General features: G+C 63.9%; 22 protein-coding genes and 1 tRNA gene. 9 read left to right on the forward strand and 14 right to left on the reverse strand.

Going from position 1 to position 22,276, the window contains the following annotated elements:
• Positions 1-4: 4 nt before the first annotated feature.
• Positions 5-652, reverse strand: a complete 648-nt coding sequence (locus EXE42_RS11925) for a hypothetical protein (protein ID WP_137706589.1) — start codon at positions 650-652, stop codon at positions 5-7.
• A 74-nt stretch (positions 653-726) separates the two neighbouring features.
• On the opposite strand from EXE42_RS11925, the gene EXE42_RS11930 reads away from it, so the two are divergent.
• Together EXE42_RS11930 and EXE42_RS11935 are read left to right on the forward strand one after the other, a co-directional pair.
• The gene (locus EXE42_RS11930; protein ID WP_092920665.1) at positions 727-1,806 is read left to right on the forward strand and encodes a cell division protein; all 1,080 of its coding nucleotides are present in this window, start codon (positions 727-729) and stop codon (positions 1,804-1,806) included.
• Positions 1,807-1,908: 102 nt separating this feature from the next.
• Positions 1,909-2,616 (forward strand): phosphoglycerol geranylgeranyltransferase, encoded by a 708-nt coding sequence (locus EXE42_RS11935; protein WP_092920666.1) that lies wholly within the window; start codon positions 1,909-1,911, stop codon positions 2,614-2,616.
• A 451-nt stretch (positions 2,617-3,067) separates the two neighbouring features.
• Here the strand turns inward: EXE42_RS11935 and EXE42_RS11940 are convergent, their stop codons facing one another.
• Positions 3,068-3,706, reverse strand: coding sequence for a riboflavin synthase (locus EXE42_RS11940; protein ID WP_137706590.1), 639 nt, complete (start codon positions 3,704-3,706; stop codon positions 3,068-3,070).
• Between the two features lie 165 nt (positions 3,707-3,871).
• On the opposite strand from EXE42_RS11940, the gene EXE42_RS11945 reads away from it, so the two are divergent.
• Positions 3,872-4,195 (forward strand): hypothetical protein, encoded by a 324-nt coding sequence (locus EXE42_RS11945; protein ID WP_092920668.1) that lies wholly within the window; start codon positions 3,872-3,874, stop codon positions 4,193-4,195.
• An 11-nt stretch (positions 4,196-4,206) separates the two neighbouring features.
• Here EXE42_RS11945 and EXE42_RS11950 read toward each other — a convergent pair whose 3' ends face one another.
• The 5 genes from EXE42_RS11950 to EXE42_RS11965 form a co-directional block, all read right to left on the reverse strand.
• On the reverse strand, positions 4,207-5,616 hold the full coding sequence (locus tag EXE42_RS11950) for a Xaa-Pro peptidase family protein (RefSeq protein WP_137706591.1): 1,410 nt from the start codon (positions 5,614-5,616) through the stop codon (positions 4,207-4,209).
• A complete protein-coding gene (locus tag EXE42_RS11955; RefSeq protein ID WP_137706592.1) occupies positions 5,613-7,457 on the reverse strand; it encodes a UvrD-helicase domain-containing protein in 1,845 nt (614 codons plus the stop codon). The genes EXE42_RS11950 and EXE42_RS11955 overlap by 4 nt, the downstream gene beginning before the upstream one ends.
• Before the next feature lie 118 nt (positions 7,458-7,575).
• Positions 7,576-7,734 carry a hypothetical protein gene (locus tag EXE42_RS19360; RefSeq protein ID WP_167551915.1) on the reverse strand — a complete coding sequence of 53 codons (159 nt, stop codon included), beginning with the start codon at positions 7,732-7,734 and terminating at the stop codon, positions 7,576-7,578.
• An 86-nt stretch (positions 7,735-7,820) separates the two neighbouring features.
• Positions 7,821-8,003 (reverse strand): HVO_0416 family zinc finger protein, encoded by a 183-nt coding sequence (locus EXE42_RS11960; RefSeq protein WP_092920671.1) that lies wholly within the window; start codon positions 8,001-8,003, stop codon positions 7,821-7,823.
• 151 nt (positions 8,004-8,154) lie between these two features.
• On the reverse strand, positions 8,155-8,697 hold the full coding sequence (locus EXE42_RS11965) for a CDP-2,3-bis-(O-geranylgeranyl)-sn-glycerol synthase (protein WP_092920672.1): 543 nt from the start codon (positions 8,695-8,697) through the stop codon (positions 8,155-8,157).
• A 90-nt stretch (positions 8,698-8,787) separates the two neighbouring features.
• Here EXE42_RS11965 and EXE42_RS11970 point away from each other — a divergent pair, with 90 nt between their 5' ends.
• Both EXE42_RS11970 and EXE42_RS11975 read left to right on the forward strand, forming a co-directional pair.
• On the forward strand, positions 8,788-9,627 hold the full coding sequence (locus tag EXE42_RS11970; protein WP_137706593.1) for a proline dehydrogenase family protein: 840 nt from the start codon (positions 8,788-8,790) through the stop codon (positions 9,625-9,627).
• 96 nt (positions 9,628-9,723) lie between these two features.
• A complete protein-coding gene (locus tag EXE42_RS11975; RefSeq protein WP_092920674.1) occupies positions 9,724-10,437 on the forward strand; it encodes a DUF502 domain-containing protein in 714 nt (237 codons plus the stop codon).
• A 25-nt stretch (positions 10,438-10,462) separates the two neighbouring features.
• Here EXE42_RS11975 and EXE42_RS11980 read toward each other — a convergent pair whose 3' ends face one another.
• From EXE42_RS11980 to EXE42_RS11990, 3 genes are all read right to left on the reverse strand, one after another.
• Positions 10,463-11,392: a branched-chain amino acid transaminase gene (locus EXE42_RS11980; RefSeq protein WP_092920675.1), complete on the reverse strand. Its 930-nt coding sequence runs from the start codon at positions 11,390-11,392 to the stop codon at positions 10,463-10,465.
• Positions 11,393-11,810: 418 nt separating this feature from the next.
• Positions 11,811-12,584 carry a 3,4-dihydroxy-2-butanone-4-phosphate synthase gene (gene ribB / locus EXE42_RS11985; RefSeq protein ID WP_137706594.1) on the reverse strand — a complete coding sequence of 258 codons (774 nt, stop codon included), beginning with the start codon at positions 12,582-12,584 and terminating at the stop codon, positions 11,811-11,813.
• Positions 12,584-13,342 (reverse strand): DUF120 domain-containing protein, encoded by a 759-nt coding sequence (locus EXE42_RS11990; protein WP_092920677.1) that lies wholly within the window; start codon positions 13,340-13,342, stop codon positions 12,584-12,586. Before EXE42_RS11990 ends, ribB begins: the two co-directional genes overlap by 1 nt.
• A 259-nt stretch (positions 13,343-13,601) precedes the next feature.
• Here EXE42_RS11990 and EXE42_RS11995 point away from each other — a divergent pair.
• Both EXE42_RS11995 and EXE42_RS12000 read left to right on the forward strand, forming a co-directional pair.
• A tRNA-Ala gene (locus EXE42_RS11995) sits at positions 13,602-13,673 on the forward strand.
• A gap of 465 nt (positions 13,674-14,138) precedes the next feature.
• Positions 14,139-14,369: a hypothetical protein gene (locus EXE42_RS12000; RefSeq protein ID WP_137695124.1), complete on the forward strand. Its 231-nt coding sequence runs from the start codon at positions 14,139-14,141 to the stop codon at positions 14,367-14,369.
• A gap of 12 nt (positions 14,370-14,381) precedes the next feature.
• Here EXE42_RS12000 and EXE42_RS12005 read toward each other — a convergent pair whose 3' ends face one another.
• Complete coding sequence (locus EXE42_RS12005) at positions 14,382-14,621, reverse strand: hypothetical protein (protein WP_137706595.1); 240 nt, start codon at positions 14,619-14,621, stop codon at positions 14,382-14,384.
• Positions 14,622-14,857: 236 nt separating this feature from the next.
• Here EXE42_RS12005 and EXE42_RS12010 point away from each other — a divergent pair, with 236 nt between their 5' ends.
• On the forward strand, positions 14,858-15,448 hold the full coding sequence (locus EXE42_RS12010) for a hypothetical protein (protein ID WP_241988376.1): 591 nt from the start codon (positions 14,858-14,860) through the stop codon (positions 15,446-15,448).
• Between the two features lie 6 nt (positions 15,449-15,454).
• Here EXE42_RS12010 and EXE42_RS12015 read toward each other — a convergent pair whose 3' ends face one another.
• From EXE42_RS12015 to EXE42_RS12020, 3 genes are all read right to left on the reverse strand, one after another.
• Complete coding sequence (locus EXE42_RS12015; protein WP_137694988.1) at positions 15,455-16,036, reverse strand: HNH endonuclease; 582 nt, start codon at positions 16,034-16,036, stop codon at positions 15,455-15,457.
• A 1,680-nt stretch (positions 16,037-17,716) separates the two neighbouring features.
• Positions 17,717-17,860, reverse strand: coding sequence for a hypothetical protein (locus EXE42_RS18590; RefSeq protein WP_158293469.1), 144 nt, complete (start codon positions 17,858-17,860; stop codon positions 17,717-17,719).
• Positions 17,861-17,927: 67 nt separating this feature from the next.
• On the reverse strand, positions 17,928-21,428 hold the full coding sequence (locus EXE42_RS12020; protein ID WP_137706596.1) for an Eco57I restriction-modification methylase domain-containing protein: 3,501 nt from the start codon (positions 21,426-21,428) through the stop codon (positions 17,928-17,930).
• A gap of 156 nt (positions 21,429-21,584) precedes the next feature.
• Between EXE42_RS12020 and EXE42_RS12025 the strand changes: the two genes are divergently transcribed.
• Positions 21,585-22,220: a DUF3267 domain-containing protein gene (locus tag EXE42_RS12025; protein WP_137706597.1), complete on the forward strand. Its 636-nt coding sequence runs from the start codon at positions 21,585-21,587 to the stop codon at positions 22,218-22,220.
• Positions 22,221-22,276: the final 56 nt, after the last annotated feature.

Consider the following 22,276-nt stretch of genomic DNA (forward strand, 5'->3'; position numbering starts at 1 on the left):
TCGGTCACAGCGACTCCCGGAGCCGGTCGAGCGCGTCGGCCGCCCACGCGTCGCCGTCGCCGCTTCCGTCGCCGTCGGCGTCTCGACCGAGGGACCCGTCGCCGCCCCCGTCACGCGGTCCCGACGCGGAACGGTCGTCGGGAAGTGCGGCGTCGAGGGCGCTCTCCGAGGGCACGGCGTCGCCGGTGTCGTCGGTCGGCGTCGCGTCGCGCCGTCGAGACCGGCGATCGGATCGGTCGGCGGCGGCGTCCCCGCGCTCCCCGCTCCGCTCGCGGGCTCCGTCGACCTCCCGGCCGGCTTCCGTCGCCCGTGCCAGCGCGAGGTCGGCCCGCCGCTCGACCTCGCGGTTGACCGCCCTGACCGACCCCGCGTAGCCGCGGATCGCCTGGGTCGCCGCCTCCAACTCCGCGACGCGCTCCTCGAGGTCGTCGAGCCGCGATTCGAGCCGATCGCGCTCGGCCGTCGCCTCCGCGTCCGCGACGGCGTCGGCCGGCCGCGCGTCGCTCCCGGTCACCGCGCGCTCGACGGCGCGGAGGCGGGACTCGATCCGGTCGGTCGACCCGTTCGCTCCGGTCGTCGCCTCCGTCCCCGGCCCCGGTGGCGCCGCGTCCGTTTCCGCTCCCGGACCGGCGCTCTGTCCGTTGTCGCTCATGCGACCGGCTGGCCGCGTCTCCACTCTTAAACCTCGGGGAAACAGTATTGACCGGGGAACGGGAATGTCTCGCTATGAAGGCAGTCCTCCTCGGCGTCGGACAGGCGGGCGGCAAGCTCACGACCGCCCTCGCGGAGTTCGACGCCGACGCCGGCTACGGCGCGGTCCTCGACGCGCTCGCCGTCAACACCGCCGCGGCCGACCTCGACCCCCTCCCGCTCGAAACGGTCCTCGTCGGGCAGTCGCGCGTCAACGGCCACGGCGTCGGCGGCGACAACGAACTCGGCGCGGAAGTGATGGACGAGGACGCCGTCGAGGTGCTCGACGCGCTCGCCCCGAAGGTCACCGCGGCGGCCGAGGCGGTGTTCGTCGTCGCGGGCCTGGGCGGCGGGACGGGCTCCGGCGGCGCGCCGGTCCTCGTCCGCGAGCTGAACCGGGTGTACGACGTGCCCGTCTACGCGATCGGTATCCTCCCCGGCCGCGACGAGGGGACGATGTATCAGGTGAACGCCGGGCGGTCGCTCAAGACGCTCGTCCGCGAGGCGGACGCGACGATCCTGCTCGACAACGACGCGTGGCGCTCCTCGGGGGAGTCCATGGAGGGCGGCTACGAGGCGATCAACGCCTCGATGGCGAAGCGGATCGGGCTCATCTTGGCGGCCGGCGAGGCGGTCGAGGGCGTCGGTGAGTCCGTCGTCGACACGAGCGAGGTGATCAACACGCTCCGCGCGGGCGGGATGGCCGCCGTCGGCTTCGCCTCGGCGCCCGCGGCCGAGGACGCGGAGGAGAACGTCACCACGGTGACGAGCGCGGTCCGCAGCGCGGTGATGACCGGGCTCTCCCTGCCGAACGCCACCGACGCCGACGCGGCCCTCGTCGCGGTCGCCGGCGACCCGGACCGGATCTCGCGGAAGGGCGCGGAGAAGGCCCGCAAGTGGCTCCAAGAGGAGACGGGCTCGATGCAGGTCCGCGGCGGCGACTTCCCGCTCGACTCCGACCGGATCGCCGCCTTGGTCCTCCTCGCGGGCGTCGAGCGTTCCCAGCGGGTGGAGGCGTTCTTGGAGCGCGCCAGGCAGGCGGTCCGCGACGAGCCCGAGGAGAAGTCCGACCCGGCGGCCGCGTTCGAGAACGACGAGATCGACGACCTGCTGTGAGGCGGCCGCGACGCCCGAAGCCCGGCGGCGAGTCGGGCGACGCGTCCGGCCGACGGGACAGGTTCCGCACCTTTTTGGTCTCGCCCGGTGGAGTCTCGCCCGATGACCAACCCGTGGGACGACTGGGACCACGTGCTGAAGGTCGACCCCGACAAGGACCTACAGCCGGGCGAGACCTTCGAGGACGTCTGCCGGACCGGGACGGACGCGATCGAGATCGGCGGGACCCTCGACGTCACCGCGGAGAAGATGACGCGCGTCGTCGACGCCGCCGCGGAGTACGACGTGCCGCTGTACCAGGAGCCGTCGAACCCGGGCGTCGTGATCGACTCGCCGGCGCTCGACGGCTACCTGATCCCGACCGTGTTCAACGCGGGCGGTCCCTTCTGGATCACGGGCGCGCACAAGGAGTGGGTCCGCATCGACGACCTCGACTGGAGCCGGACCCACACCGAGGCGTACATCGTCCTCAACCCGGACGCCGCGGTCGCGGAGCTGACCGACGCGAACTGCGACCTCGCGGCCGACGACGTGGGGGCGTACGCGAAGGTGGCCGAGCGCATGTTCGGCCAGGAGATCGTCTACGTCGAGTACTCCGGGACTTTCGGCGACACGGAAAAGGTCGCGGCCGCCCACGACGCCCTCGACGACGCCACGCTCTTCTACGGCGGCGGGATCCACGACTACGAGTCGGCAAACGAGATGGCCGCCCACAGCGACGTGATCGTCGTCGGCGACCTGCTCCACGACGAGGGCGTCGACGCCGTCCGCGAGACGGTGAAGGGCGCGAAGGACGCGCACGACGCCTAAACGTCCTTCAGTTTCCTGGCTCTCCCGCTGATTCGTCCGCTGCGGGGATCGCTTACTTCGCTCGCGGATGCTCTCCAGGGCGAAGACAGTCGATCTGCTGGACTGAGCGGGTCAGCGATACGGTCGGCGCGTGCCTCCGAGCGCCTATCGGGCGCGAGGAGCACGCGCGAGGGAGTCGGTGGTCCGGAGCGAAGCGGAGGACCACCGACGAGGCTGGGGAGGTGTGAGGTGCTGTGCGGTGCCGTGCGGGGTGGGACTCAAAGGGGAGCCGCGAGGGCGAAGGCGCGCGATGCAAGGACCGCAGGCGCGAACGGAGTGAGCGCCGAGGACCACAGCGAGCGCACCGAGCCCTCGCGGCTGGGGCTTTGGTGGCAGTCACCGCAGTCTCGGCTTCGGAGTCACACCGTCGAGCGGCCGGCGACTCCGAACCACCGTCTTCCCGTAACGCTTCTCAGGCGTCCCCCTCAAGCATGTTCTCGACGTACTTCGCGATCACGTCCACCTCTAGGTGGACCGGGTCGCCGACCGACTTCGCCGAGAGCGTCGTCAGGTCGTACGTCGTCGGGATGATCGCGACGTCGAACTCGCCCTCTCGCTTCTCGGCGACCGTCAGCGAGATGCCGTCGAGCGTCACGGAGCCCTTGTCGACGAGGTAGTCGCCGTGGCCCTCGGGGATCGAGAAGGTGAACCGCCAGTCCTCGCCGACGCGCTCGATTCCCCTCACCTCCGCGACGGTGTCGACGTGGCCCTGAACGACGTGGCCGTCGAACCGGCCGTCGGCGGGCATCGCGCGCTCGACGTTGACCGCGTCGCCCTCGCGCACGTCGCCGAGGTACGTCTTCGCGACCGTCTCGCTCGCGAGGAACACATCGAACCACTCGCCGCCGTCGGCGTCACCGCCGTGGCCCGCTCCCCCCGCGCCGCCGTCGACGCCGTACTCCTCGACGGTCAGGCAGACGCCGCTCACGCTGATCGACTGGCCGTGACCGAGGTCGTCGAACCCGTCGACGCCGATCCGCAGCCGCAGTCCGTCGTCAGTCTCGGTCTGCTCGCGGACCGTGCCGGTGCCCTCGACGATGCCGGTGAACATACCGGAACTGGGGGCGGGCGACGGTTATCGGTTCTGGGTCCGCGCGGTCGCGGCGGCGGCCGGCTCCGCCGGGCGGCGCCGTCGCCGTCGCGCGGCGGAGCCGGGCCGAGCCGGGCCGAGCCGTCGCCGCGTTCCTTTTGCCTCCCGGGAATCAACGGGGGCGCAATGCGACTCGGACTGCTGGACATGATCGGGCTGGCGGGATCGCTCGTCTTCGCGCTCCCGCTGGCGAACTACGCCGTCATCCGGCTGTTCGCCGGCGAGGTCGCGCTCGGCGTCGGCCTGTTTGTCGTCGCCGCCGCGATGGTCGTCCTCCCGCAGTACTTCCTCGACCCGGCTCGGATCGCCCGCAGGCTCTTTTCGGGACTGTTGCCCCGCCAGCTGCGCGGCGATACCGACAGCGCGGACGCCGGCCGCGAAAGCGGCGCAGACGAGTCCGAGTCGCCGGACGCCGCAGCGGTCGACGGCGACGACGCGACGGGGCGGTAGGCCGCCGCCGCTCAGGTCGGGTCCGCGTCCGGCACGATACCGAACGGGTACTCGGCCAGCAGCTCGTACCCCTCGTCGGTGACGAGGACCAGGTCCTCCAGCCTGACGCCCCCGATTTCGGGGTCGTAGACGCCGGGCTCGACCGTCACCACGTGGCCCGGTCGGAGTTCGCCCGCGCCCGACAGCGACGGTCCCTCGTGGAGGCTCACGCCGACGCCGTGGCCGGTCCCGTGCGTGAAGCCGGCCTCGCCCTCGCCCGCGTTCGGCTCGAACCCGTACGCGGTGAGCTCCGCGGCCGCCTCGCCGTGGACCGCCTTGGCCGGGACGCCGGGTTCGACCTCGTCGAGCGCGGCCTCGCGGGCGGCCTCGACCGCGACGTACGCCCGGCGCTCCCACCCGCCGTCGCCGTCGACGACGAACGTCCGCGTCACGTCGCCGTGGTACCCGTCCGGGCCGCGCGGCGAGATATCGATCAACACCGTCTCGCCGGGACGGATCGGGTCGCTGCCGACGTAGTGGAGGTCGGCCGCCGACGGGCCGGCGCCGATCACCGTGTTGCCCGCGTCGCGCACCCCGCGAGCAGCGAGGACGCGGTTCGCCTCGCGGCGGAGCCGCTCGGTCGTCAGCGGCTCGCCCTCCCAGCGGAGCGGGGGTCGGCGGTCGTCGTCGGACCGGCCGTCTCCGCCGCTCCCGTCGGCCCCCTCGACGGCCTCGCTTTCGACGGCCTCGCTCTCGGCGAGGACCGCCTCGGCGCGGGCCATCCCGGCGACCGCCGCGCGCTGAACTCTCCGGAGCCGGTCGACCTCCGCGGGCGTCTTGCGCGCCCGAGCGGCCGCGACCGCGTCCGTCGACGAGAGGTCGTTACCCGCGCGCTCCAGGTACACCGCGGCGTCGTGGGGGATCGACGCGGGAGCGAGGACGGTCGGACCGTCGTCCTCGGCCGCGGCGCTCGCGCCGTCGACGAGGTCGTCCACGACCGCGGCGGCGCGCTCGCCGGCGTGGTCGCCGACGCCTTCGGTCCGGACCTCGCGGACGACCCCGTCGTGAAACGCGCGGTCGTCCGCGTCGGCGTCGTCGGTCGGATCCGCGGTCGACTCGCGGGCGACCGCGACGAACTCCCGCTCCGCCTGCTCGCGGAACAGCGCGGGGGCACAGAGGACCGCGCGCCCAGCCGGCGAGTTCGCCGTCGGCTCGTCGTCTCCGTCCGTCGCTCCATCGCTCGGAACGACGACCAGCGCGTACGGCCGGTCGGGCCCGGAAAAGCGCGTGAGGTAACGCAGGTCGTCGTCGAAGCGGTCCCCGACCGCGACGAACGCGGCCGCGTCGGCCTCGCGGACCGCCTCGACGACGGGGCGGAGGTCGGTCCGGAGGGGGGCGGCCGCTCCCTCGGCGCCTCCCGGCGCCGCGTCCTCCCCGCTCACGGCTCCGGTTCGGGCACCGCCAGCTCGGCCTGGACCTCCTCGACGAGCTCCTGGGCCGGCTCCTCGCGGAGCTCGTTGAACAGCAGGACGCTGATCGGGAGCGTCGGCGCGCCGCCGATGAGGCTCTCCATGATCACGAGGCGCTCGCGAGCCCGAGACATCCCGACGTAGAAGACGCGGCGCTCGTTGTCGGTGAGGACGGGGACGGGGCTCGTCGCCTTCGTGAACTCCTCGACGCCGTCGACGTCGGTCGGGTCGTCGATGGAGGCGGCCATCTGCTCGACCACCTTCTCGGTGAGGTCGGTCGCGACGAACACGTGATCGGCCTCGCGGCCCTTCGCGGAGTGGATGGTGCCGACCCGGACGCGGGTGGGATCGGTCCCCTGGTAGTCGCCCTCGAAGTACGCGCCCATCGACTTGCGCTGGAAGCTCGTCACCTTCCGGACCATGTCGTCGGCGCTCGCGGTGTCCGGCATGAAGGGGATGTACTCGTCGAGCGTGTCGGCCGCGATATCGATGTCGGCGACGTCGTCGGCGTCGGCCGCCTCCTCGCGGTCGTCGAGGAAGTCGTAGAACTCCTCGCGGTCGTGGGTCCCGAACGCCGACTCCTGGAGCATGTCGGCCAACCGCCGCGCCTCCAGCCCGGTCACGGGCTCGTCGGCCTCGGCCTTCTCGATGGCGCTGACGTAGTCCTGGACGCGATCGGTCCACATCCGTCCGTCGGTGAGCATGGAGAAGGGGATCCCGTGGCCGATGAACTCGTCGATGAAGTCGAACATCTGGTAGCGGGCGCGGAACAGACACATGATGTCGCCCTCGTCGTCTTCGACCGTGTACCGGACGTTCCGGACGAGTTCGAGCATCGAGGGCGACTCGATCGCCTCGACGGTGCCGCCCTCCTTGCGCGGGTGGAGGTCCTTCTCCTGGCGCTTGTCGATGTGGCGGATCTCGGCGTTGACGACGTTGAGGATCTCGGAGGGGAGCCGGTAGGAGTTCGGGAGGACTACGTCCTCGTCGACCTCGGTGTCCAGGAGGAGGTCGGGGTCGGCGCCCTGCCACGCGTAGACGACCTGGTCGTCGTCGCCGGCGATGAGCACCTTCTCCATGTGCGGGCGCCACTCCTCGAAGACGTTGTACTGGAGCGTCGTGATGTCCTGGAACTCGTCGATGATCAGGTAGTCGACGCTGGGGACGAGCGAGCGCTGCGCGACCCGTTCGAGCATGTCCGCGAAGCCGACGAGGTCGTTGTCGCCCTTGTACGCGCGCCACGCCCGGATCGTCTCCGGGATGTCGATGCGCTCGTCGTCCGAGGGCCACGTGGGCGTGTACTTGTTCCCTTCCTGGGCGTTCGGGTCCTCCTCGGGCGGGAGCCTGACCTCCTCGACGTCCCATTGGAAGGGGACCTCGTACCAGTCGGCCACGTCGCGCTCGGTCCGCTGGAGCCACTGGGAGGTGGCGATGATCTTGTTGCCGATCGTCGTCGAGCGGGCGGTCCGGCGGCCGGCGCCGCCGTGCTGGTCCTCGAACTCGATGCCGTACTCCTCGCAGAACGACTCCTTGTCGTCCTCGCCGACGACGTCGCCCCGAGAGAGGTCGAGCAGTTCGTACGCCTTCGCGTGCATCGTGCTCACGTTCCCCTGGAGGCTGCGGGGGGAGACGTCGAGCCGCTCGGCGAGCCGCTCGCGGATCTCCGCTGCGGCCGCGCGCGTGTACGAGACGACGAGCACGTCGCGGACCTCCGCGTCCTCCGCTTCGAGGATCCCCTCGACGCGGTCCAAGAGCGCGGTCGTCTTCCCGCTCCCGGGCCCCCCGAACAGCCGCGTCACCGTGGTATCGGTCATTGTTACCTCCAGATTCCGGTTCTCCTTAAACGCCGTGGCTCCGTGGTCGTCGACACGGGTTCCGGTCCGGCCGCGACGGGTCGGCGTTTCATCGCTCGGTAACGGCTCGGGCGTCTCCTCAGCTGCTCCGCGTTGCGCGCGCTTCGCGAACGTCCGCCCCGTCGCGGACGAGGTCCTCGCAGGCCGGACAGACGCGGGGTCGATCGACCTCGTTCGGGGTAAACACCCGAACGTAATCAGTCGTGACGAACGAGCCGCAGTTCTGACAGGTCGGCATGGTAGTCACTATCGGGTAATTCCACATAATACTACCGGGGAGTATGACGGAAAGAAAATTCGCGGACCGTGGCGTCGCCGCCGCCCTCAGTTCGGCCGCCAGTCGCAGACGGAACACCGCGCGGACCCTTCCTCGTGGAGCGCACCGCACTCGGGACACTGGAGCTTGTTATAGGATCGCTCCCAGCCTACGATCTCCGTCTCGTGGCCGTGATCGGAGAGGAACTCGTCGAACACGTCGTCGTCCGAGCTGGGTGCACTACTGGACATGCGTGCCATGGTATGCCACACCAGCATATATGTTTTTCTCTCGTTCTCGCAGCTGCGAATTACGCGACCGAACGATCAGTCATCAGGAAAAATTAGTTTGATACGCAACTTCTCTGCGAGTCACTCGCCGGGAGCGAACGTCCGCCTCCGCTCACCACGGCTCGTTCTTCAGCCCGAGCGCGTACGCCGCGGCGTTCGTGACGACGTGGAGGACGGGGGTCATCACGAGGACGACCGCGAGGACGCGCGGCGTGAACACCGCGAGCGCCCAGTCGGTGTCGACGAGGAAGGCGAGCGCGAGCGCGCCGACGACGAAGTCGAGCTGGTCGAGCCCCGGGAACGCGGCGCCGCGCTCCCGGCCCGAGCGCCGCTTGAGGAACGAGGCGCCGATGTCGCCGCACATCGCCCCGAACGCGAGCGCGAACGCGGCCGGGAGGGCGAACGTCGGGAATTCGACGCCGAACGCGGCGCTCGCGGGGGGTGAGAGGGCGTTGAGTCCGAGCGCGAGGCAGACGCCGACGAGCGTCCCGACGGCGGTGCCGCGCCACGTCTTTCCGTCGCCGAGCAGCCGCGCGCCGCGCCACTCGCGCCCGCCGTCGATGGGGCGACCGCCGCCGGCCAACACCGCGGCGTTGTTCGGGACGTACGCCGGGAGCATCGCCCAGAACGCCGTCGCGACGAGCGCACCGATCATGTCCTCACGGGCGACGCCCGGGATGTTATAAACCCCGGATCCGTCGCCGGGTCGGCAAAGGTAAAGTTCGCGCCGTCCGGAAGTCACGACATGATCCCCCCCATCGCTCGGCGGTTCGTCGCCGGCGAGAGCGTCCCGTCCGCCCTCGACCACGCCCGCGCCGCGAACGAGGACGGCGTCGCGGTCATCCTGAACCTCCTCGGTGAACACTACGACGACCCCGGCGACGCGAGGGCGGACACGGACGCCTACCTACAGCTGCTCGACGACATCGCCGACAGCGGCCTCGACGCCTGCGTTTCGGTGAAGCCCTCCCAGATCGGGATGGACGTCTCGCCGGACCTCTTCGCGGAGCACTACCGCGAGATCGTCGCGCGCGCCGACGAGCTCGACGCGTTCGTCTGGTGTGACATGGAGGACGCGGACACGACCGACGACACCCTCGACGCCTTCGAGTCCATCGCCGCCGACTACACGTGGAGCGTCGGCCAGTGTATCCAGTCGAACCTCAGGCGCACCGCGGACGACCTCGACCGCCTCGTCGACGTCCCCGGCAAGATCCGGCTCGTGAAGGGCGCGTACGACGAGCCGTCGTCGATCGCGTACACCGACAAGGCGCGCGTCGACGAGGCGTACCGCGACGACCTCCGGCTCCTCTTCGAGCGCCGAGACCGCGGGATCGCGGTCGGCAGCCACGACCCCGAGATGATCTCGCTGGCGGACCGGCTGGCGCGCGAGCACGGGGCCGACTACGAGGTCCAGATGCTGATGGGGGTCCGCGAGGACGCCCAGCGCGACCTCGCCGCGCAGGGGATCGACGTGTATCAGTACGCGCCGTACGGCGACAAGTGGCTCTCGTACTTCTACCGGCGCGTCCGCGAGCGCAAGGAGAACCTGACGTTCGCGGCCCGGGCGGTGCTGGGGCAGTAGCCGGCGACCCCGCGTCCGGCGTCCGGCGTCGACCTCGGCTCGCCGCCGGCGCGTGAAAGCCCTCTTAAGGATTGCCGACGCATACCGATCCGATAGATGTCCACGTGGAAACGCGACTTCGCCAGCGGGCTCATCGTGCTGGCGCCGCTCCTCGTCCTCCTCTTAGTCCTCCGGTGGATCTACCAGTACATCGCGTCGATCCCGCTGATCGAGGGGCTCCAGCCCGAGATCATCCCGGCGCCGTTAGAGCCCGTTTCCCGGGTGATAATCGCGTTCGCGGTGTTCGCGACCGTCGTCCTCGCGGTCGGGTACTTCATGCGGACCACGCTCGGTCGTCTGGCGGAGTCGGCGGTGGACGACGCGATAAACCGGATCCCGGCGCTCCGGGTGGTGTACAACGCCTCGAAGCTCGCGATCGAGACGGCGATCTCCGGCACCGACGAGCTACAGAGCCCGGTGTACATCGAGACGTGGCCCGGCATCCGCATGACCGCGTTCCGAACCGGGAAGAAGACTCGCGACGGCAAGATCGTCCTGTTCATGCCGACCGCCCCGAACATCACCACCGGCTTCGTCATCGAGGTCGAGCCGGAGCGGATCGAGGAGACCGGCGAGACCGTCGAGGAGGGGATGACGCGGGTCCTCTCCGCCGGCTTCGCGGAGTCGGCACACCAGGTCCCCGTCCACGAGGAGAACCCCGACGAGGGGGACGGCGGCCGGACTCCGGGCGGGTTCGGACACGTCCGGACCGACGGGACGGCCGGCGATTCGGCGGGGTCGACTGCCGAGGAAAGCGGGTCGGGTGAGTAGCGGTTCGGGCGAGTAGCGGGTCGTTTCAAAGGTAGGTGAACCACTCGTCGTGGTCGTCCGTCCGGCGCTCGACCAGGTCGAAGAAGGCGCTCTGGAGCTCCTCGGTGACCGGCCCGCGAGTGCCGGCGCCGATCTCGGTGTCGTCGACCGAGCGGATCGGGGTGACCTCGGCCGCGGAGCCGGTGAAGAACAGCTCGTCGGCGGTGTACAGCTGCCCGCGCGAGATGACGGCCTCGTCGTGGACCTCGTAGCCGCGCTCCTCGGCGAGGGCGATCACGGTGTCGCGGGTGATCCCTTCGAGGATGGACTGCGCCGGCCCGGTGGTGTATATCTCGCCGTCGTTGACCATGAAGATGTTCTCGCCCGGCCCCTCCGCGACGTTGCCCTCCTTGTTGAGGACGACGGCCTCGACGTAGCCGTTCCGGCGCGCCTCCTCGCCCGCAAGCATGGAGTTGACGTAGAGGCCGGTCGTCTTCACGTTCGTCGGCACCTGCGAGGAGGCGTGTTTCCGCCACGAGGAGACCATCACGTCGACGCCGTCTTCGAGGGCCTCCTCGCCGAGGTACGCGCCCCACGGCCACGCCGCGAGGACGAGGTCGGTCGGACAGTCCTTCGGGGAGACGCCGAGCGAGTCGTAGCCGTAGTAGGCGATCGGCCGGATGTACGCGGAGTCGAGGTCCTGCCGGTCGAGGAGTTCGAGGGTGGCCTCGGTGATCTCCTCGCGGGAGTGTTCGATGTCCATGTCGTACATCTTCGCGGAGTCGAACAGCCGGTCGAGGTGCTCGTCCCAGCGGAACACCGCCGGCCCCCGCTCGGTTTCGTAACAGCGGACGCCCTCGAACACGCCGCTCCCGTAGTGGAGCGCGTGGGTCAGCACGTGGGTCGTCGCGTCCTCCCAGTCGAGGAACTCCCCGTTCTTCCAGATCGTGTCGACGTCCATCTCGTCGAATCCCATGGTCGGGAGTTGCGGCCGGCGGGCTTAAAACTGTGACAAGCGGTCGAGTGCTACCACGAGAGCGCAGGGTCGAAACCCATCGACGGATCGAGTGTGAACCGCTCTGAAACCCCAGCCGCTCGGCAATACGTGACCCACACCGCTCTCAGGAACTGCCCCGAAGCCCCAGTCGCGAGGGCGCCGTACGCTCGCTGTGCTCCTCGCTCAGTCACTCCGCTCCTTCGCTGCGGTGCTTACGTCGCCTACGGCGCCCTCGCGACTGCCCCTTCGAGTCCCACCCCGCACAGCACCTCACGCCTCCCCAGCCTCGTCGGCCGGTCTCCGCTTCGCTCCGACCGGCCGACTCCCTCGCACGCGCTGGCTCGCGGTCGCCGGGGGCGACCGCTCGCAGGCGCGCGCCGACCGCATCAAAAGTCGATTACTTCAGCGCCTCGACGAGGGCCGCGCCCTCGACGTAGGGGATGTCGCGGCGGGCCGCGTAGGCGGCGGCGTCCGCGGGCGCGAGCGCGTCGCCGGTCTCGTCGTCGAGCATCTCGCAGACCACGGCGGCGGGCGCGGCGCCCACGGCCTCGGCCATCGCGAGGCCGAGTTCGGTGTGACCGGTCCGCCCCGCGAGCCCGTCGCGGTCGCCGCGCAGGACGTGGACGTGACCGGGCGCGCGGAACTCCGCCGCGAAGTCCTCGGGCCCGTAGCCGGTCGGGTCGTCGCGGACGCGGCCGGCCGCGTTCGCCACCTCCACGATGGTCTTCGCGCGGTCCGCGTCCGTGATCCCGGTGAACGTCTCGCGGTGGTTCACGGGCAGCGAGAATGAGGACCGGTCGTCGTAGTCGGGGTCGTCGTCGACCGCCGGGTGGTCGAGCGCGTCCGCGAGGAACGGGAGGTCGAACGCGTCGCCGACCGCGTCGCTGACGGCCACGCAGATCAGCCCGCCCGCGTCGTTTCGCATGTGCGCGACCGCGGCCTCGTCGACCGCGCCGGCCGGGTAGACGATGTCCGTCTCGCCCTCGCGGTCCGCGAAGTCGTGGACGCAGACGGGGTCGCCGGCGCGGAAGGCGTCGAGCGCCCGCTCGACGGGGTCGGTCGCGTCCGGGACGGCCTCGGCGGTTTCAGCGGGATCGGCGGTCTCGGTCGATTCGGCGGCCTCGGCCGCGCCCCCGCTCGTCTCGGGGTCGGCGTCGACATCGGCGCGCATCAGGCGGCCTCCGTCTCGACCGCAGTCGATCCCGTCTCGTCGGCGCGGCTCGTCGGCTCGACGCGGACCTCCACCGCGTCGCCGTCCGCGAGGTCGAGCGCGTCGCGCAGGCGGTCCGGCGCGATCAGTTCGAGCTGGTCGTCGTCGTGGTGCGTGCGGTCGGGGACGATGGCGTGGACCTCCTCGTAGCGCTCGTCGCCCGCGACGAGGGTGACCCCGTAGCAGGTGGCGGCGCCGTAGGTGCGGTCCTCGCCCTCCCACGCGTCGATGGGGACGGCGTCGATGCCGGCCATCTCGCCGCGCCGGCGGACGCTCTCCTCGGTGAGGTTCACGTTGAGCGTGCCCGGGAACGGGTCGTAGCCCAGCCGCTCGCGGAACTGCTCGGCGTACCCCGGCAGCGTGATGTAGTGGCGCCCCTCCCCCATCCCGCCGGTGACCGACCCGCGGAGCGAGAGCTCGACGTCCGACTCGAACAGGCGCCGGTAGTCGGCGTACTCCGCGCGGAGCGCGGCCTCGCCCGCGTCGGTCACCCGAACCCACTGCCCGTCGCTGACCACGTCGCGCTCGACGTAGCCCGCGGATTCGAGCGTCTGGAGGCGTCGGGAGGCGGTCTGCGTGGAGGCGTCGAGCCGGTCGCCGAGCGCCGCGCACGACACCTTCGTCTCGGAGAGGCCGCCGACCAGCCCGACGTGTTTGAGGGCCGCGAGCGCGGCCGGGTCCACGTCGGCCGCCGCGTCGGTCGCCGTCGCGTCTGACATGCGATACGCTCGGTCGTCAGCGGGCAAAAAGGTAACGAATGTGGAACGCATCTCAGAAACGTTAATCGGTCGGCGGAACCGACCGGAGACCGCTGGAGCCGATAGTTCCCGCGCTGGATATGTAACCCCGTCGGTGCCGGTCGGCTTCGCGGCGTCTCCGGTGACTCCCCGAACCGGTTCGGTTCCCGGATGTGAGCGTCTCCCGCACCGGTCAGCGAAAGGTAAGGTACAAATACGAACGGGGATTGATTCGTGATGAGGGCTCGTAGATCAGTGGCAGATCGCTTCCTTCGCAAGGAAGAGGCCCGGGGTTCAAATCCCCGCGAGTCCATACGCGCTACGCGCGTTCAGCAATCGCAACACGGCGTTGCTTCTTTAAATACTTACCTTCCCCAGAAACCGGTGTGTTCGTACCGTCGCCCGGCACCGCTTGCCGGTAGTGTGTTGATGATTTAATCTCACTACCCCGACGACGTACCGCGGTTTTCTATAATGACGGCTCCGACCAACCTTGTCGGTTGAGCCGCGCGCAAGCCTCGGCGACTACTGCTACGAACAGTCGCCTACCGGCTCACCAACTCGCGTCTCACACCGCGCGCCAGAACCCCACTCAGCACCGCGTGTTGACGATTTCTCCTCACCCACCCCGCACCGTCTGGCGATTTTGAATAATGACGGAGCAACTCGACGCACGCGAACCCGATGAGCGCCGCGCGCGCACCCTCACGAAGAATTGACTCCCGGTACTTCTGTCTTTAAACTTACACTTCTGCGGCTCGTAGGGGGTTACGCAGGCATGCCTGAACCAGACCCGCCCTTTGACGTAGACCACGTTGCGAAACTCATCGAGATACACGGGTACGCCACTACCCGAGACAAGCAACGAGAAATCGAACGGGAAATCATCGACGCGACCGTCGGCGAGCATCAGGCGGAGTGGCTCTCCGAGCAACGGGAGGAGGCTCGCTCGGACGACGATTCGGCGTCCATCGAAGCGCGCAGAGAGGCTCTGCGAAAGATGGGCTGAGTCTTTGTCCGACTATCCCTCGTCCGTCTCAGCCAGCCACCAGACGGTATTTCGCCCGCCAATCTGTTTCGAGTTGAGTTTTCCCTGCTCGTCGAGCGCGACCAGCCGGTCGTAGGTCGCGCGCCGCTTCAGTGGAACCTCCTCGGTCACCTCTCCAGTCGAAAGCACGGGGTCGGCACTCTCGCGGAACAGGCGAAGTATCTCCTCGTCGCTCACCTTCGGCTTCGGTCCCGGTTTCGAGCCGTCACTCATACCTCCACGTTCGGGGCTTCTCACATTAACAGTTCCGTCAAAGGCGGTAACTATATGATTACTGCCGTCTTAGGTAGTATCAAGAAGGACACCGTCCCCTCGGGGCGCTGGAAATCGCCCGGCGGTGGGACGCCGGACGGTGGCCTTCCGTGGAACCAGAAAGCCATGCGAAGCAACAACTCAGCCGCTCAAAAGCGCACCGCTATTCAGAACGCCGTCGTCTGCGAGGTGGTCGTGTGAGCGACAAACCGAGCCGGAACGCTGAGCGCGTCGTGAAGTGTCCCGTTGAGGGGTGCGACGCCGAGAAGTTGGCCCGCGGGATGCACCTCCACGTCCTCCGAAGTGTCGGCGACGGACACGGCGACTCGGGAGAGATTCCAGACCATGTCTCCTTCGACGACCTCGAAGAAGCCGGAACGCAGGAGGTTGAGGTGGACTACCCGGCAGAGCGCGAGGTCGAGAGCGTGGCTCGGCTCTGCCCGTACTGTGGCGTGCCGTTCAAGGGAAAACAGGGGGTGCTGATTCATCTCGGGCAGGTCGCCGGGCGGAAGAACCACCCGCAGAACGCCTCGAAGGTCCACGAGCCGGATGACTTCCCAGTCGTCGAACTCGACGATGACGAGAACATCGTTGGTGTCGTGAGTAGTCGTGCTGCGGCCTCCCCGAATAGCGACGCCGACGAGCAAGAAGCCGATGAGCCGGAGGCGTTCGCGACGTTCTCGAAGGACGAGGTGGAACGCCTCTACGAGGCCGTCTCGAAGGCCGGGGACAAACAAGCGAAGCGTATTCTCCTACAAGCGTACGTGGATGTCGGCTGTAGTCGCTGAAGTCCGCTACGTCGCTGTTGCTCTCTCCCTCGTTTTCGGGTTGTGAATCCGTCCGTGTTCTTCCGGTGTAACCACGTCCAGATTTCCGGGTCTATTGTCCCACTTGACTCCGTTCTTGTGGTGGACGTGATACTGACTCCAATCCTCCACGAAGTTGAGGCCGTTCTCGGAAATAGCGACGAGACGGTGGATGCGAACTTCGAACTGGTCAGCGCAGACGACTTCGTATCCGTCTTCTCTCCAGTAATGATTGGTCGGAGGACTATCTGATAGACCAGCCGGCGGCTCGCGTCCGTCTATCTCGAATTTCCTGAGCCAGTATTCGACCGTCCAGTCGTCACAGCCGAATCGCTCGGCGAGGTTACCAACAGAAAGTCCCTGCTCGACGTGTAACTTCCTGAGCAGTTCCTTGCTGTGCCACGGTCGTTTTCCGTTTCCTGCTTGGTTTCGCGTCTGGATACCGTGCCAGTCGAGCCACCGTTTGATGGTCGGAGTTGAACATCCGAACTCGCGGGCAATTTCGCCCATCGTCATTTGCTTGTCCACGTACAATTCTTCGAGTATCTGCTTGTCTCTGTATTTAGTCATAGCGGGGAGACCTCCAAGAGAAGTCTATGGAGGGTCGCCGTCACTACACGAGTAGCGACGGTGTTACAGTTCGTCAATACGGTTCGCGCCTTGTAGCAAGAGACCGCGCCACGTCAGCCCGTGCTGTTGTTTGATGCGCTGAAGTTCATCGTATTGTTCACCATCCGGTACGTCGATGAAGATTTGATGTTCGGTAGTCATAGCGGGTTAAAATCCGATGACGCCGCTGGTGTGAAGTCGCTCTTAACGGAGCCTTTCACACCGCTGGTACAGCGCGCGCTGTGAATACGAACACACAGACGAACGCGAAGTCAACCAGCCGGGCCTCATCGGTTCGGAACGCGATGGGGTTTCGTTTGCTCACGATACTGGATTTCACAGCGTGCTTTCACAGGGGGAAGTGACCCTTCGGGTCAATACACAACTGCAATCTCCTCCCAGTAACGGGTATTGTCCTCAGTTGCGTGCGCTTTGTCTCGGGCTGTGTCCAAAGGGCTGTCAGTCCCGCGTTGGAAACCAGCGTAGAGTTCGCTGGCGTCGCACGCACGTCGTCGAGCGCCCCGAGTTGCGACTCGGATTGCTCTCCGTGCGAGGCCGCCCACCACCCCACGACAGAGGCGCTTCGGGTCGTGCCCGGTAGACACGACCCACCTACAAACGGACAATCGGTCTTAGTCCCCCGTTTCGCTGGTCGAATTCAGCGCGGTCGGGAACGCACCACATTTCAGCCCAGGCTTCAGCCCGAGCGCCGTCCTACGGTTACGACCCACATCGAAGCGAGGGATTGTTCTCCTCACCTTCCCGCGGGCCGCCCCTTCTTCGTCGCCTGTGCTTCCTCACTACTATGAAAGCACAACGGTTTATATAGGGAGGGTCAGTTCTCCCTCTCTATTCCTATGAAAGGTAAATGGTTTATATAGGGAGGGTAGGGTTCTACGACCGCAGACGCCACCTTCCCACTCTGTCGGAATTAGTATTCGCCGCATCTGTCGTTTTCGTGGGAGTTTCAACAACTACCGCATAGGTTGACCCGTCTGAAATATGTCTGGAGACAATACAAAATTTGAATATACCAGAAATATAGAATAAATTCCTGAAATCCTCTGCCACGTTGTTCGACTGCCAAATTGGACACGAGGCTCTGTGGCGCTCTGAGACGCATTTGAACTCAATCGAGACCAATCCCCTTACCCCCACCAACAAAACGTCTCACGGGCGAATCTGGTGCGTCTGATTGGAACGTGGCGGGACGACTCAAGCGATACTTCATCCGGCTCGCTCTCCGAGCCGTTTCGAGCAGGTCTCACAGAGAGTATCTACACGAGTTCAGAACGCGAGTTTACATCCGATGAGGCCCCGAGAAGCACAGTACGCTTTGTCTGTGCTCTGCTTGATGCGCTTCTGTCCAGAGCGCTCCAAGTCTCGTACACCATCGTATCGCTACTCTCTGTTCGGTACTCGTTAGTTCTACACTCTCAGTAGTTGGTTACCCACAGAGTTAGAATCTCTCCGTGTTGGAAACCCCCCTAAATCCCCCCTTACGAATAGTCTGTTCACGGCGGTCCACTGAGCAAGGGACCTGCTCAGTTTTTACGAACTCGCAAACATACAATAGTCAGAAGAACAGGTATTATATAATTCTGGTAGTATTTAACCGCCCCGACGGTAGAGCGACCGACGCTACTTCCGCGCCACCGCGTGTCCCGCTTCGACGACGCGCGGCTCCTCCACGAACAGATTACCCACCGGGAGGTAGACGGCGTCGCCGCCGCGCTCGACGCGCACGCTGAACACGTCGTCGTCCACGAGGTTGCTCTCAAACACGGACTGGACGGCACGGCGTGAGACTTGTCGTGGTATATGATTCGGCTATGAGCGCAGAGGGATACAACTACCAGACTTCCAAGAACCCGTCTACCACTGACACATCGCTCTCGTTGAGGTCGTATACTTCTCGTAGAATTACGTCGTCCAGTTCGTCTTGTAGTTGTTCGGCTTCCTGTTCCAGTTCTTCAATGCGAGCCTCATCGGATTCATACTCATTCATTAGAGTCACTACATCCTCTTGGGTGGGAACTTCCATATTAATCAGTTCAGGGCGACCGAGACGCTTGTCTTGCGACTTCAAGAAATTAAATACGAAATCCCGAACCTGCTCGTCGGTGAACTCCAGAGCGTGTCCTTGCTTCAGAACGACCTGATAGACTTTCTCGGAACTCACCGTCATCTTGTCGTTGGTCCGAATCGGGTCTTGTCGATAGTCATCATCCGAAAGGTCGATAGAGTCGGCAATGTCAAGAATAGTTGAATCTAAATCATAATCTGTCGTATAATTAGTAATGTTAGATGTCTTGTATTCTAATTCAGTAACTCGTTCCAAGGTATCTCGTATCTCTCTGGCAAGTCGTGCAATTTCATCCTTCTTGTCGCAGTCTATCTCAACCGGGAGAGGTTCAAGAAAGGTTTGACCGTAGGAGTAGTGCTTGTCATTGAAAATGAAACTGATGTGTTTATGATAGAATTCTATCAATTTCGAGTTCATCTGTCCTCCGAAATAGAAAACGTCCTGGTCTGTATGCGCAACTTCATCTTTAAGATGAATACCGTAGCCTCCAGCAGTACCACCCCCCACGAAGTAATAACGACCCTCTGTATCCGGAACGAAAGAGGGTTCTTGTCGCAGGACGCCGACCATCATTTTGTCCCGCTCAAACTTTTCGATGTTCTGCTTACGACTGAACGCCCACCAGTTTTCTTTGTCTTTCCACTTCCCACCTTCTCGACTTTTCAGATTGCTCTCGTGTGCTTGGAAGAACTCCCAAGTTTTTGGGTATTCAGTCTCTAATTCACTTTTAGTTAGAACTCTTGCATTACCGTGTGAAACCTCATATGGGAAAATCACCCAACGGCCACTCCAATCAGTCTTCCACCTTTCTATCTCTTTACCCTTCAACAGTCGACGCACGAGGTCCTTTTCTACAGGGAACTGCTTGTCGCTCTCTGGTGGATTAAATTGCACAGTTCCATCGTCATTTTCTTCGACTATTTTTCCGACGAAAAGTTTGTCACGTCCGGTAATGATTCCCTGAAAAACTGCATCCGTTACCTGTTTGAGTCGGGATTCACATCGACGTTCCACCTTGTCGAAGACCTCTCGCTCGTTCTCCGGCATCGGCTTCCAGATGGCTGGTGTTCCCTCATTGTCTTCGGCTAACTGAGCCTGCGGATACTCGAATAGTTCGTAACCCTCGGCCTCATCAGGTGTTTCCCATTGGTTGAGGTATCTAATCTCGTCTAAGGCCCCATCGTTCTTTTCAGCGAATCGCGCACATCGAACCGTATTACCTTCTACAGTTTCCTCTCGGTCAATCGTGAAGACACAAGGGTAAGGGGTGGGAACATCGAAGACATCTGCCTCCTTAAAATCAATTAGGCTGGTAATCGGCTCTTGAACCAGTTTGTCTCGAATTGTCTTGGCATAGTCTGCCATTACGAGTCGGTCGGGACAGATGTACGCCAGTTTTCCGTCATCAGTTAGCCATTCGGCTCCACGCTCGATGAACGGAACGTATATGTCAAAGTTTTTTACTGCACTGGCGTAATGAGTTGAATAGGTATCCTTCATCCCAGTAATATTCTGAATACGAACATAGGGAGGGTTCGCTACTACGACATCGAACTCGACCTCATCTTTGATTTGGTCTACGGCGTTGCGGTCCTCGATGAAGGCTTTTGCTCGACCGTTGTAGTCGGCAAATTGTTCCAGACCAGACTGCATCGTATCTTCGTCTGAGTTTCCATTCTTTTGTTCTCGAAGGGTCGGGGTGAGAGTGTCGGCAACATGAATCTCAAACCCGTCCATTGTGTAGTACGGGTCTTTCTCGGTAACTTTGTCGTATAGGTCGATAGTCCGAAACAGGAGGTTGATTTGCGAGATGTGTGCCGCGAAGGGATTGATGTCGATTCCGTAGACGTTCTCTTCAATTCGTTCGAGAATCGTACGGGCCTCCTCTGCATCTAACTCATGGACGCTGGTCTTGTTGAACTTCTGTAAGAAGTGCTGGATGAGACGCTCGGTAACTTCAGTGAGAAACGTCCCACTACCACAAGCAGGGTCGAGAACCTTCTTTCGCCCAATACCCTCATTCGAACTGTAATCTACTGAGTCGAGCATAAACTGTACGACTTCAAGCGGCGTGTAGTACTCCCCGAGTTCCTTACGCTCCTGCTTGGGGAGGTAATCTTCGTAGACGTGACCGAGAATGTCTCTGTTAACGTACTCGAAATTAAATCGATTGAGTCGCTTGAGAACCTTGCTCAACGAGTAGTTGAGGTCGTCTTCGAGGTCACGCTGCTTTCGCCGCTCTGTCTTCGAGAACTGTCCCCTCTTGTCCTTGCCCACCCACCACCAGTCAAAGATACCGAGTTCGTAGAGGTCGGGGTAGTGGTCATCGATGCGGTCGTAGGTGTCCATAAGCGCATCAAGATACGGGTGGGCCTCATCGAGTTCCAGCTCGTCGGCCATCCCACGAGAGGACAAGCGTGTATGCCCCACAATTTCCTTGTCCTCTGCGATACGAGCGAATAACGTCCGGTTGAGGATGATGTACGCAGTCTCCCGGCAGAACACCTCTTTCGCGTTGTCACTCCGCCCCGTGTATTCGCGCCACTCCTTCCAGTCAGGAAACGTGGAGTCCAAGAACTCCTTTGGATAGGAGTCTCCTTCGCGGCTCCGGTAGTCCTCGAAGAAATTCACGAGAACATCTGTGAGTTCGTCAAGTGAATCTTTGATAGCCTCCAAAAACAGTTCGTACCCTTCGTCGTCTGTACCCGGTTGGTATTGAACGGGGACTTCTTGATACGTCTCGCGGAAGTACTCAGCATCGCCGAAATCTACGTATCGGCTACGGTGGAGGTATTCGAGTTCGGCCAAAGCATCCCGCTGTCCTTCGGATAGGTTCTCAAACTCTGTTGTGGCTACCGCGTCTACATCAAATCCATCGACGCCCCTAATCGTGTCATCCTCGGACACGTACTCATAGAGTCGGAATTCGTGGCCGTTAGTGAGAATCCCGTACTTCGCGCTCCCGACCCCATTCATATACGTCTCTAACTGCTCAACGTCATCGAGGTCAAGTTCGTGAGAAGGCCGTTTCGTTTCACAGACGATGACCGGAAACGGAGGTTCACTATCGTCGTAGAATAGCAGGTCTTTCCGGTCATCCTCAAAGTTGACATGACCCTCTCCTTCTGTTCGTGACCAATCAAGCGTATCGGTGAACAGGTGGTCTACCAAGGAGTAACGAAAGTCAAACTCACTTCCCTCTTGGCGAATCTCCTTATGGGTTGAAATAATCGCTTCGTGGAGGTCACGAAGGGATGCGCCAGACATAGCCTTTGATTCCAGTCAATGTGTCTTAAAGATTCATCCACAGGTTGGAAGTTCAACGAGGGTCGATAGATAGCGCTATCCAACATTTGATTCTACACTTGAGTAATCGTGGTATGTTCCCCCAAAGCACTTATTTGATTGACGACTAATTTATGTATGCCTGAATATTGGCCTCCCGACGGTCATACAGAGCCGAAAGAGTACAATCGTAGCGAACGCGCCGTTTTCGTTCTCGGGGTAATACTGACCGGACTGTTCGGAATAAGCACCGTTCAGCCAATCGCGGTTGGGGCGGATGCGTACGTCAGTCTCTGGCTCGACTTCGCCGCCGAAATTGGACTGTCAGTACTCCCCGCTCTCGCCGCAGGTGTCGCAATAGCCGGCATCGGATTCACCATCCTGTTCTATGGCATTGTGACGCCGATTCATGAGGCGATACACTACGTAGTCGCCAGTTACCTCAATCTGAACCCGGACTTCGGATTCGACGAGATGTGGCGAGTGAAGAACCCCCGTGTAGTCGCGCTCTCGACGAATATTCCGGTTTGGAAAAACATGCTGATGCTCATCGCACCGTTCGTCGCCATTGGGCTTCTCTCGATAGGAGCCCTGCTCGTCGCTGACGGTGTTGTCGCTGGTGTCGCTGGAGTCGTGCTGTGGGTTAATTCGGCGGCGTCAGCGCAGGACCTTTACCACTACCTTCGCCTCCTTCGAATGGACCCGAAGACGAAGTTCGCTAACTTCGAGCGCGACGGCGAAATCAAGACGGAATACGTCGTTCCGGAGCAGTAACACGCTCTTCCGTCCTAACCTCTACCTCGAACTGTTCTCCTTCTAACGCAGGCACA

This window comes from Halorubrum sp. SP3 (assembly GCF_005435195.1).
Taxonomy (GTDB): domain Archaea; phylum Halobacteriota; class Halobacteria; order Halobacteriales; family Haloferacaceae; genus Halorubrum; species Halorubrum sodomense.